Source organism: Clostridium muellerianum, from assembly GCF_012926525.1.
Lineage (GTDB): Bacteria > Bacillota > Clostridia > Clostridiales > Clostridiaceae > Clostridium_AM > Clostridium_AM muellerianum.
The window spans coordinates 73,764-86,447 of sequence record NZ_JABBNI010000025.1 but is presented as its reverse complement, the minus strand read 5'-3'; the positions used below and the strand labels follow the sequence as shown (position 1 = coordinate 86,447).

11 protein-coding genes and 1 other annotated feature are annotated in these 12,684 nt (G+C 28.4%); all 11 genes read left to right on the top strand.

The window, feature by feature from the left end; all coding sequences use genetic code 11:
- Window positions 1–133 precede the first annotated feature (133 nt).
- Window positions 134–964 carry a YARHG domain-containing protein gene (locus HBE96_RS26860; protein WP_169298251.1) on the top strand — a complete coding sequence of 277 codons (831 nt, stop codon included), beginning with the start codon at window positions 134–136 and terminating at the stop codon, window positions 962–964.
- Between the two features lie 164 nt (window positions 965–1,128).
- Window positions 1,129–1,308: a hypothetical protein gene (locus tag HBE96_RS13440; protein WP_169298250.1), complete on the top strand. Its 180-nt coding sequence runs from the start codon at window positions 1,129–1,131 to the stop codon at window positions 1,306–1,308.
- A 145-nt stretch (window positions 1,309–1,453) separates the two neighbouring features.
- Window positions 1,454–2,362 carry a chemotaxis protein gene (locus HBE96_RS13435; protein ID WP_169298249.1) on the top strand — a complete coding sequence of 303 codons (909 nt, stop codon included), beginning with the start codon at window positions 1,454–1,456 and terminating at the stop codon, window positions 2,360–2,362.
- Between the two features lie 181 nt (window positions 2,363–2,543).
- Window positions 2,544–4,226 (top strand): MutS-related protein, encoded by a 1,683-nt coding sequence (locus tag HBE96_RS13430; protein WP_169298248.1) that lies wholly within the window; start codon window positions 2,544–2,546, stop codon window positions 4,224–4,226.
- 1,061 nt (window positions 4,227–5,287) lie between these two features.
- Window positions 5,288–5,764: a PH domain-containing protein gene (locus HBE96_RS13425; RefSeq protein ID WP_169298247.1), complete on the top strand. Its 477-nt coding sequence runs from the start codon at window positions 5,288–5,290 to the stop codon at window positions 5,762–5,764.
- The gene (locus tag HBE96_RS13420) at window positions 5,754–7,208 is read left to right on the top strand and encodes a PH domain-containing protein (protein WP_169298246.1); all 1,455 of its coding nucleotides are present in this window, start codon (window positions 5,754–5,756) and stop codon (window positions 7,206–7,208) included. The genes HBE96_RS13425 and HBE96_RS13420 overlap by 11 nt, the downstream gene beginning before the upstream one ends.
- A gap of 397 nt (window positions 7,209–7,605) precedes the next feature.
- Window positions 7,606–7,875: an iron-sulfur cluster biosynthesis family protein gene (locus HBE96_RS13415; protein WP_169298245.1), complete on the top strand. Its 270-nt coding sequence runs from the start codon at window positions 7,606–7,608 to the stop codon at window positions 7,873–7,875.
- 58 nt (window positions 7,876–7,933) lie between these two features.
- Window positions 7,934–8,170 (top strand) — a binding site (T-box leader).
- Between the two features lie 148 nt (window positions 8,171–8,318).
- Complete coding sequence (gene trpE / locus HBE96_RS13410) at window positions 8,319–9,749, top strand: anthranilate synthase component I (RefSeq protein WP_169298465.1); 1,431 nt, start codon at window positions 8,319–8,321, stop codon at window positions 9,747–9,749.
- The gene (locus tag HBE96_RS13405; RefSeq protein ID WP_169298244.1) at window positions 9,749–10,339 is read left to right on the top strand and encodes an anthranilate synthase component II; all 591 of its coding nucleotides are present in this window, start codon (window positions 9,749–9,751) and stop codon (window positions 10,337–10,339) included. The genes trpE and HBE96_RS13405 overlap by 1 nt, the downstream gene beginning before the upstream one ends.
- A complete protein-coding gene (trpD, locus tag HBE96_RS13400; protein WP_169298243.1) occupies window positions 10,320–11,339 on the top strand; it encodes an anthranilate phosphoribosyltransferase in 1,020 nt (339 codons plus the stop codon). The genes HBE96_RS13405 and trpD overlap by 20 nt, the downstream gene beginning before the upstream one ends.
- 419 nt (window positions 11,340–11,758) lie before the next feature.
- A complete protein-coding gene (gene trpC / locus HBE96_RS13395) occupies window positions 11,759–12,541 on the top strand; it encodes an indole-3-glycerol phosphate synthase TrpC (RefSeq protein WP_169298242.1) in 783 nt (260 codons plus the stop codon).
- Window positions 12,542–12,684: the final 143 nt, after the last annotated feature.

Genomic DNA, 12,684 nt, shown 5'->3' with positions numbered 1-12,684 from the left:
CCTGACGCAAAATATCCTTCGCATCTGGACTTATTATTTTCTTTCAAATGCCTAAGTAAAATTTAAAGTTTTGTGTCATGAAGTTTTTACTAAAGAGATATAAGGATTATGAGAAAGTAAGGTGAATTTTTAAGTGAGTAAATGCAGAAAATGTGGATATGAACTAAGTAATAAAGATAAATTCTGTCCATCTTGTGGTGCAAAGCATAATATAGAAGAGGACAATATAAATAGCAGTATGGAAGATTGTATAATAAAGGATACCATAGAGCAAAAAGAAAATAAAGAAGAAGATACTGTACTAGAAAAAGGTGATTATGTAGAAGATAAAGAAAAAAGAATTTATGACGATAATACTACAAATATAAAATCAAACACTTACAAATATGATATAGTGGATGATGAACCCAAATTTAAAATTCATGATTTGAAATCCAGCGGATTAAAATTCAAAGCATTGGCAGCAGCAATTCTACTTGTGTTTTTGGTTGGATTTGGAATTACTTATATGACTTTAAATAAAGGTAAAAATAATGCTTCTAGTATTTCAAATTCTTCAAATAAACAAACTAGTTATGATGATAAAAAAGCGTCAACAGAGGAAAAGACAGATAAAAATGATACTACATCCTCTGAAGAAAAAGATGCAAATTCAGATGAATACATACTTCCATACAGTAATAAAAAACCTATAACTAAAAATGATTTAAAAGGTTTAAGCAAGAAACAACTTCAGTTAGCTAGAAATGAAATATTCGCTAGACATGGATATGTATTTGGAGAACCTTTTAAAAGTTATTTTAAATCAAAATCCTGGTATAAGGAAGATAGGAGTTTTACTGGTGAAGGGAAGCAGCTTTCAGCTTTAGAAAGACATAATATTAAAACTATACTAATTCAAGAGGGTAATAAGGTATCTCCTGGATATGATTCGGATTATAAGGAAAGTGATTATACTAACTAATTTCAATATGTAAGGAGTAAAAGTAAATGGATACTGAATTAAGTATTGATAGTAAAGCTTTAAAATATGTTAAAGATAAAAATTTATGTTTTGTTGTAAAAAATATTAGTAAGACTATAGAATGTGAATGAAATGGCACTAAGACTCAGGCTAGGAGTCTAAATGTGAAACTTTACTATGAAGATGAAATTGAGAAACAAAATTATAGTGTTTTTCAATTTGAAAATACTAAAGTATTTATATCAAAGGAACTTAAAATAAAAGGAAATGTAACTATATATAGGAAGTTAAAACTGCCTTTTATGGAGCCAATATTCGGTGTTAAAGGTGTGGATTTTTATTAAGTGTAAAATTTTAAGTTTAGTTATTGCATATGTTCTTATTATGTGAGATTATATATTTAAACTACTTACTATAACTTACAAAATATAAAAACTAAAGTTGTTTTGTAATTTTTAATAATACTAAAATGGAGAGAGGGATAAAATTATGAACACAGACATATTATTAGAAAGTGGTACTGGAGAAGTCGAAATACTAGAATTTGTAATAAATAATAAACATTATGCAATTAATGTTATAAAGGTTAAAGAAGTATTAGAAGTAGATAATTTAACCAAACTACCACAATCACATCCTGCAATAGGCGGACTTATATTATGTAGAGATGAAATAATAACATTAGTAAATTTAAAATACATATTAGAAAAACAAAGTGAAATAGATAAAAAGTGTAAAGTTATAATATGCGAATTTAATAAAGTTAAAGTAGGCTTTAATATTGATGACATTTTAGGAGTTCACCGTATTAGATGGGAACAAATAACAAAGCCAGATGATATATCTGCAAATTCTTTAGTTATAGGAAACATTGTACTGGACAGTAAAATAATACTAATGCTTGATTTTGAAAAAATAGTTACAGATATTAACCCAAGTACAGGTATAAGTGAAGATAAAATTGTGAAAGTTGATTATAAAGATAGATCTAATGCTAAACTTATTTTAGCAGACGATTCAGCGTTAATAAGAAAATTGTTGAAAGATACACTTTTAAAGGCTGGCTTTAAAAATTTAATATTATTTGATGATGGTAAACAAGCATTAGATTACCTGACAAATTTAGTAGAAGAAAAGGGTGAGAATTTTGTAGAGGATGTTCAAATGCTAATTACAGATATTGAAATGCCGCAGATGGATGGACATACTCTTACAAGAAAAATTAAAGAACATCCTATTTTGAAAAGACTACCAGTTGCAATATTCTCTTCATTAATAACATCTGAGTTAAAACACAAAGGAGAATCTGTAGGTGCAGATGCACAATTAAGCAAACCGGAAATAGGAGAATTAGTAAAAGTAATAGATGAGTATATAGAACGTGTCAAAGTTAAATAGAGAATTATAATTAAATGAAACAAATATAGCTAACAATCATAAGGAGTTTAAATGCCTAAAAGATTTTTGGAGCTTTGGCAAAGGAGCTCATGTGATTGTTAGTTTAATTTTAAAGATATTTATTCAGTCCTTACAAGTAAGAACTTGCTTATGAGGATATTTTTAAGATGGAGGAAAAATAATGGCAGCTATTATAGGGTATATACTAGTAATTATAGCTATAGGCGCTATAATTACTTTTGGGTCTAGTTTAAAAGATGATAGAGAAATTAAACGTAGAATAGAAGATGAATGGGGAAAGGATATAGAAAGAAAATATAGTGAAGATGATTTAAAAACTGTTTCTGAATACTTTAATAACAGAAAAGAAGATGAAAAAGAAAGATTTTTTATTGATGAAATCACCTGGAATGATTTGAATATGGACAGCATATTTAAAAAAATAAATTCTACTGAAAGTAGCCCTGGTGAACAATGTTTATATAATATGTTAAGGGAACCCTTATATGATGAAAAAGAGCTTAAATTAAGAGATAAGTTAATAAGGTTTTTTCAAAGTAATAGTAATGAAAGAAAGAAAATACAATATATACTTGCTAAATTAGGTAAAAAAAGAAGTTGTCTTATATCAGATTATTTTTATAATAAAGAGAAAAAAAGGGAATCTTCTTTAATTTATTATAGAACCTTAGCTTTTTTACCTATTATAACACTAGCTATTGTATTTATAAGTCCTCACATGGGGCTTAGTTTAATGTTTATAGCTGTAGCTCTAAACATGTTTATATATTATAGTGAAGAAAAGAAAATTAAGTTCAAACTAGAAGCTTTTAAATATATAGTTAGAATAGTTAAACAAGCAGAATTAATTTCTAAAGAAGAAATAGAGGAATTAAGAGATTATAATGAAAAATTAAAGGAAGCTCTTAAGTCAATGAGATCTATTAGGAAGGCATCGTTCAATTCAAGTAATAATGCTACAGATATGGGATTATTAATGGAATATGTAAGCATAATCTTTCTTACAGATTTAATAAACTATGAAAAGATGTCAAATATGCTTGTAGAAAAAAGCAAAGAATTTAAAACTATATTTGGAATTATAGGTGTTATAGATAGTTGTATAGCCATTGCATCTTACAGAGAAAGAATTAAAGAATATGTTACTCCTGAATTAACTAAATGCAGTAAGAAGATGGAACAGGTTAATGTTTTTAAAGACATAAAGCATCCTCTTATGAAAGATGCCGTATCCAATTCTATAGAAATGCCAGATTCAATTTTAATTACAGGATCTAATGCTTCAGGAAAATCCACTTTTTTAAAGACTTTAGCTATAAACATTATTTTTGCACAAACCATATATACTTGTTTGGCTAAGGAATTTAAATGCTGTTACTTTAAAATATATACTTCTATGGCATTAAAGGATAATATATTTAATAATGAAAGCTATTATATTGCAGAGACTAAATCTTTAAAACGAATTATTGATAGTTTAAATGAAGATATACCAACTATATGTTTTGTAGATGAAATTTTAAGAGGAACTAATACTGTAGAAAGAATATCAGCATCTTCACAGGTTTTAAAATATTTAACATTAAATAACTGTGTTTGTATTGCTGCAACTCATGATGTAGAACTTACTCATATATTAGAAAAATATTTTTCTAACTATCATTTTCAAGAAAATATTATAGATAACCAAATAACTTTTGATTATAAAATACATGAAGGAAGATCAACTACGCAAAATGCTATAAAGCTTTTGGGAATCCTAGGATACAGCGATGATATTGTTGAAAAAGCACAACGAAAAGCAAATACATTTTTAAAAGATGGTATTTGGGAGGCAGAATAAATTTATGCTTCTTTTTTGCAAAATAAACATAATGCGACGCAAGTAACCGAAGAAACGTTAAGCTGTATTTCGGCTGATATATGTTGTGCAGGAACACTCGCTTCATTTAAGAAGTTCTAATGCCTGAGATATTAAAAAATGCCTACCTCCTCAAATGTGACCTCCTGTCACTTTCGGAGCTTTTGCCGTCCTGGCAAAAATTACGGCATTTTTCAATATCTCAAGCATTAGAACTTCTAAAATTTGCTCGAATGTTCCTGCACAACATATATCAGCCTTCATACAGCTTAACGTTTCTTCTTACTTCAGTCTACATATATACTCTATTATCCCTATTATATTAGAAGCGTAGCTTTCATAATAATTATTTTTCATTTATATATTTTAAGTTAGTTATTCTAATTACAACTTAAGGCCGTAGCCTGTAAGTAGTAGGTTTATTTCCAGTTTTAAATGTGTGTGTTATATAGTGCTTTGTTTGATTCTTTTCAATTTTCACAATTATATTATACTAAAATGAATATTTTTTGATTTATGTGTCTATCCTGAAGGCTTCCGCCTGAATTTTTAAGAGCTAAATTATAAAATTATCAATATTGATATGTACAACTGAAGTTACTAGTTTTGATTTTAACTTTTACGTAGGGATAGAGGATAAGCGTTTACTCACATTAGCTAAATTGTTTTCTTATTAGTCTTAGCGAGAAGTTAATGAAAGCCTTAGAACTTTAGGCTTGTTTGAGGGAACCGAGTTTGGCAAAGTTCTTAGGTTTTCATTAACTTTGAGCTTTAGACTAATTGAAAACATTTAGCAGTGAGTAAACGCTTATCCTATATCACGTAGTAAAAGTTAAAATCAAAACTTTCACTGCACTTTGCTTCGCAATATTTTTATAATTTGAAAATATAAAGAGTTTATTAAGTTTATTTTAATCAATGAAAAGCAATATATAATAAAAATGAAATAGAAATAAAAACAATTCAATGAATGAGTTGTTTAATACTGTATTATATGATAATATTTTATATATAATGATATTTAGTAATTAAGGGAGGAAAATATGGAACAGGAACATAAGATTTCAAGGGACGCTGTTAAGGTTTTTAGAATCAAAGAGTTTATTTGGGTAGTTGTAATAACTTTAATCTTTATAGCATTTTTAAAGTTTTTACCTCATTTTAAATTTAAAAACATTGTAAGTGGTATTTTTATTGCAGTTATAGTATTAAGTTTTATTAGTGCATTAATTTTTCCTAAAGTGGAGTACAAAAATTGGTCTTATTATATGGAAAAGGACAAGGTAGTACTTAAATATGGAGTATTTGTAATAGAAACTGTAGTAATTCCGATAAAAAGAATACAGTATGTGGATACATCTACAGGTCCAATACTTTCACGTTTTGGACTTACAAATTTAGCTATATATACTGCAGGAGGTAAATATGAAATTCCATCTTTAGTAAATGATATAGCAAAGGAACTTCAAAGTGTTATAACAAGTTCTGTAGTAAGGAGTTTGAATGAAGATGAAGTATAATAAACAACATCCCTATTTTTTTATAAGTAAAATAATTAGTAGTTTAAAAGAATATATAATTTCACTTTTAATATTAATAGGTGCTGTAATTTCTAAGGGTAAGAATGGAAAGATTATATTTTTAGCAATTGCTTTAATTGTACTAGCTACTATAGTGACAACTATAATAAGTTGGAAAAACAACGTATATAGTTTTGATGAAAGCGGCATACATATGAAGGAAGGGGTAATAAGTAGAAAGTCAAGATATATACCTAAGGATAAAATACATACTTTAGATATAGATTCTAAATTTGTTCAAAGGTTATTTGGAGTAGTTACACTTAAAATTGATACAGCAGGTGGCGGAAAAGAAGCTGAGGTTCGCTTAATTTTAAGTAAAAAGGAAGCAGAAAATATTAGAAAGATTTTATTTAGTGATAATATAAAGCAAAATCAAGAAGCAGAAAGTGTTATAGTAGAAGAAAAGCAAGAGAAAGTTTTTGATGAAAGTATAAAATACAAAGCTTCAGTTACAGATTTAATTATTACTGCCATAACATCAAAATATATAATGGGAGGAATGCTTTTTATTTTTGTACTATATGACAAAATAAATAATGTAATTCCAAAGAGCTTTAAAAGTAAGATGGATAACTTTGAAAATAAAAGTGCTGAAAGTATAATGGCTTATAAATCCCTTCAGTTAATATTAGTAATTATAATAGCAGTAGTTTTAATTACATTTATAATATCTATTATTACTACAGTTATAACTTATTATGATTTTACTATAAAAAGGAACGGAAATAAGATAAGTGTAACCTATGGATTATTTGATAAAAAATCAGTAATAGTTCCAATATATAGAATACAGAGCATATCCATTGTAGAAGGAATATTAAAGAAACCTTTTAATGCTGTGTCAATTAATATTGAAAGCATAGGATATGGTAAGGAAAAAGGTGAATCAACTGTTTTATGCCCACTTCTTAAAAAAAGTAAAATAGATAAATTTTTTGCAGAAGTTTTAACTGAAATAAAACCAGAATTTCAATTTTCTTATTCATCTAATAAATCTATTATGGGTTATTTAATTAGAGCTAGTATAATTCCAGTTATAATAACAATTTTTATTACTTATAAGTTCAAATATGGATTTTTTAGTTTGTTAATTTTACCTTTTTTCTTTTTGCTAGGTTACTATAGACAGAGAAATGCAGCAATATGTATAAAAGAAAATGAACTAATTATGCAATTTAGAAGGTTAGCAAAGCATATAGTGATAATACCAAAGAAAAATATTCAGAGTTCAACAAAATCACAAAATATTTTTCAAAAAAGAAATAATTTAATTAATATAAAAGCAGCAGTTCAAGGAGAAATTGCCCAAACAGAATATACTATAAAAGGTATGAATAATGAGGAGTTTACAAAATTACAGCAGTGGTTATTTAATATATAAAATAATTAAAAGTATTGATATAGAAGAAATATAGTAATATAATTTATTTAACTTTACTGGATACAAAATTTTGACTTAATATGAGAAAATTGCGAAGCAACTTTTTTTAGAGGATAGAGGACAAAGGACAGAGGACAGTGAAGGAGGATTTTTCTCCGCTGTGCTATGAAAAATCTTTAATTAAGTTTTTGAAGGATCGTTTCGCTAAAGCGAAACATTGCTGATTTGTATAAATTTAAAGATTCTTTTGAGTTAGCAAAATAAGGTTTAAAATAAATTAGTTTTCTGATGTAAAGAAGAAAACTTACCTTCATTGTCCTTTGTCCTCTGTCAATTGTCCTCTGAAAAAGTTGAGTAATTTAACAAAATATCATAATAGATAAGAGAGGAGAAAGCCATGAAAGTAACTATTGATGAAAAAACAGTTGAAATCATAAAAAATATGCTAAAAGAGCAGAATAAAACTGCAGTAAGAATTGCAAAAACGGGTGTTGCATGTGGTGGCATACAAAAGGAAATAGTTATGGATGAAGAAAAAGAGAATGATGATGTAGTTATGGATCAGGGTATTAAAATTGTAGCAGATAAAAGTATTTCTTTCTATTTTACTAGTGCAGTAATAACTCATAAAGAAGGCATTTATGGAATAAGATTTAAAGTTGTATAAAATTTAGTATTGACAATATAGATAAAACAGTTTAGTATATAAAAAACAAGTTAAATGTTTAAAACCGATGAAAAGAAAGAGTAGATATAAGGAGTTTAGTTTAAGCGAGTTTGGAATGGTGTGAGCCAAATACTGTAGCCTGTATTGAATGGGTCTTTAAGGTGTGATGCGAAATAATAGTAGCAATAACCGGTAGTCTACCGTTAAAAAGACAGGGTATCGAGTAAAATCTGTACCTGCATAAGATAGTTTTGTATTTAGGTGGCATAACGAAATTTAACATTTCGTCCTTATAAGGATGGAATGTTTTTTATTTTTAATTCACTGTAAGTATAAACTAATTTGGGTGGCACCGCGGTCATTTCGTCCCAGTTTGAGGATGAGGTGGCCTTTTTTTGTATACAAATTTAAACCATAGATAAAGTTAAGAGAGGTGGTATTAAATAATGAATTTGTCAGAGAAAGAGTTTTTGTATTATAAGAATTTAAAAAAAAGTTTCCCGCTATTTATAAAAGTAAATGGAGATGAAATTACACCTATAGGGATTTATTATAACTTAAATGGAAAAAACAAATTCTTATTTGAAAGCATATATTCTGAAAATGAAATAGGAAGATATTCTTTTGCAGCAATGGACCCTTATATGAAGGTAAAGAGCTATGGAAAAAATATATTTGTTGAAGGTGAGAATGGATTAAAAAACATACAGGGTAATGTGTTAGATTATGTGAAGAAATATTTAAATGTGGATTATGAATCATTAGGACTTTCTATACCATTTATAGGAGGGGCTATAGGATATGTTGGATATGATGTAATAAGACAGTATGAGAAATTGCCAGATGAAAATGAAGATAATATAAAAACTCCAGAATCCTATATAATGTTTTACAAAGCCTTTATCTGCTACGATCATTTTAAACATGAAGTCTATTTAATTTATAATGTTAGTGCAGATGAAGAAAGGGATTATAAGGATATAGAAAGTTATTTAGAAAAGTTAAAATCCATTATAGTTAAAGGCAATAGAATACATGAGCTTGAAGAAGCAAAAAATGAAAAAAGCGTAACTTCTAATGTAACCAAAGAAAAGTATTGCTACATGGTAGAAAAAGCAAAGGAATATATAAAAGCAGGGGACATATTTCAAGTGGTTCTATCACAAAGACTTAAGATTAAAAATGAATCAAAAGCATTTGATGTATATAGAAGACTAAGAACTAAGAATCCGTCACCGTATTTATTTTATATAGATTTTGAAGATTTTAAAATAGCAGGTTCTTCACCAGAAAGTTTAGTGTCAGTAAAGTCAGGAACAGTGATTACTAACCCCATAGCAGGTACAAGGACAAGAGGAAAAAATATAGAAGAAGATTTGAAATTAAAGGAAGAATTATTAAATGATGAAAAGGAAAAGGCAGAGCATTTAATGTTAGTTGATTTAGGAAGAAATGACATAGGAAAGATAAGTAAGTTTGGCAGTGTAAAACTAGATAAATTCATGGAGGTGGATTTTTACTCTCATGTTATGCACATAGTTTCCAAGGTTTCAGGAAACATGAGAGAGGATTTACATTATATAGATGCACTAAACTCATGTTTACCTGTAGGTACTGTATCTGGAGCACCTAAAATAAGGGCTATGGAAATAATTGATGAGTTAGAGGATACTAAACGTGGAATTTATTCTGGTGCAGTGGGCTACTTTTCTTTTAATGGTAATATGGATACCTGTATTGCAATAAGAACTATATTATTTAAAGATGGTTATGCATATGTTCAAGCTGGTGCAGGTATTGTTTATGATTCTATCCCTGAAAAGGAATATGAAGAAACATTAAATAAAGCTATGGCTATGATAGAGGTGATATAATGATACTTTTAATAGATAATTATGATTCATTTACGTACAATCTTTATCAGTATATTGGTGAAATTTATGAGGATATAAAGGTTGCTCGAAATGATGAAATATCTTTAGAAAATATAGAAAGATTAAAGCCAAAGGGAATTATATTGTCACCAGGACCTGGAATTCCAGAAAATGCTGGTATATGCATAGATGTAATAAAAAGATTTGGAGGACAAATTCCTATTTTAGGTATATGCCTTGGACATCAGGCTATAGGGTGCGCTTATGGAGGAAAAGTAATAAGAGCTAATCATATAATGCATGGAAAGACTTCTGAGATAAGCATAAAACAAAATAAATTATTTCAAAATTTAGAAAAGTTCATGACAGTTATGAGATATCATTCGCTTGTAATAGAAAAAGATACATTCCCAGATGAGCTTTTTATAACTGGTGAGAGCTTAGATGATGGGGAGATAATGGCAGTTAAACATAAAGAATATGAAGTTTATGGACTTCAATTTCATCCAGAATCCATTCTTACTGAAAATGGTAAGACAATGATAAAAAATTTTGTAAAGGAGATTTGTAATGCTGCAGGAGATAATTAAAAAGATTATAGATAAGGAGAATTTAAAAGAAAAAGAAGCCTATGATGCTATGAATGAAGTTATGTTAGGAAATGGAAGTGATTCTCAAATAGGGGCTTTTCTTATAGGTCTTAGAATGAAAGGTGAAACTGTGGAAGAAATAACAGGATTTGCAAAAGCCATGAGAGATAACGCACTTATTTTAAAAACTAAATCAGATTATGTTATTGATACCTGTGGTACTGGAGGAGATGGAGGAAAAACTTTTAATATATCAACAGCAGTAGCACTAGTTGCAGCAGCTGCTGGAGTAAAGGTAGCAAAACACGGAAACAGAGCAGTATCAAGTAAAAGTGGTAGTGCAGATACACTTGAAAAGTTAGGATTTAATATAAATTTAAAGTCAGAAGAAGCAAGAAATTGCATTGATGAAAAAGGAATGGCATTCTTATTTGCTCAAAAGTATCATAATGCTATGAAAAATGTAGCTGCACCAAGAAAAGAATTGGGTACAAGAACAGTATTTAATTTATTAGGGCCACTTACAAACCCTGCTTTTGTTAAAGGACAAGTATTGGGAGTGTATGATAAAAAGATCACTCACACTATGGCAAAGGTGCTTTCAAATTTAGGATGTGAAAGGGCTATGGTAGTTTGTGGAGAAGATGGACTTGATGAAATAACCACTACATCATTAACCTATGTAAGTGAATTGAAAGATAGAAAAATATCAGAATATACAATAAATCCAGAAGATTTTGAAATAAGAATGAGTAATAGTCATGAAATTGAAGGAGGTACTTCTGAAGAAAATGCAGCAACAATACTTGAGATTTTACAGGGGAAGAAAGGTGCTAAAAGGGATATTGTAATACTTAATAGCGCAGCGGCTTTGTATGTAGGAAAGGTATGTGAAAATATGAAGGAAGGAGTAAGAATGGCAGAAGAACTTATAGACTCAGGAAAAGTTTATAAGAAAATGAATGAATTAAGGGATTATAGCAATAAATTTTTAGCTTAATAATGGAAAGTTTTCATTTAATATAAGCATAATGAGAAACAAGGTACAGTGAAAGTTTTGATTTTAACTTTTACTACGTGATATATGATAAGTGTTTCATCACGGCTAAATGTTTCTAATTATTCTAAAGCTCGAAGTTTGAGAAAGCCTAAGAACTTTGTCAAACTCGGTTCCCTCAAACAAGACTAAAGTTCTAAGGCTTTTTCAAACTTTTCGCTAAGAATAATAAGAAACAATTTAGCTAATGTGATGAAACACTTATCATATATCACTACATAAAAGTTAAAATCAAAACTAGTAACTTCAAGTGTATACACTTAATCGTATTGTTATAAATAGTTTCAGTAAGCCTAAATTGTATTAAACCAATAACTAATAACACTTGAAAATTAAGCATACAGAAAGGATTGATATAGACTATGATACTGGATGAAATAGTAGCATATAAAGATAAGCAGCTAAAGTTAGAAAAGGAAAAGGTACCTTTAAATAAAATTATGGAAGGCTGCAATAATGTAGTTATGAGAGATTTTAAAAAAGCAATTAGTAAAGAGGAAATTTCAATTATTGCAGAAATAAAAAAGGCATCACCTTCAAAAGGGGTTATTTTAGAAAATTTTAATCATGTTGAAATAGCTAAAATATATGAAGATATAAACATAGATGCAGTGTCGGTACTTACTGAAAAAAATTTTTTTAAAGGAGATGATAGGTATATAAAAGATGTTAAAAAAGTAAATTCAAAACCTATTTTAAGAAAGGATTTTATTATTGATACTTATCAGATATATCAAGCGAAGGCCATAGGAGCAGATGCTATTTTACTTATAGTTTCCGTATTAAAACATAAACTAAAAGAACATTATGATTTAGCAAAAAGCCTTGGACTTGAATGTTTAGTAGAAGTTCATAATGAAGAAGAACTTAAAATAGCCCTAAAAAGTGGCTGTTCTATCATAGGAATAAATAATAGAAACTTAAAAGATTTTACAGAAAATTTCAAAAATACAGAGAGACTTATAAGGAATATACCTTCTGAAATTTTAGTTGTATCTGAAAGTGCTATAAAAACTCCAGAGGATATAAGATATTTAAAAGGATTAGGGGTAAGTGCAGTGCTAGTAGGTGAAACTTTTATGAGGAACATTGAAAATATAGACAAGCTAAATGAATTTGTGGAGCAGGGGAAACGATTTATTTAGAGGACAGAGGACAATTGACAGAGGACAGTGAAGGAGGAGTTTTCTCCACTGTGCTGCGAAAAATCTTTAATTTAATTTTCAATTGCTCGTTTCGTTAAAGCGAAACATTGCTAATTAATATAAATCTAAAGATTATTTTGCTT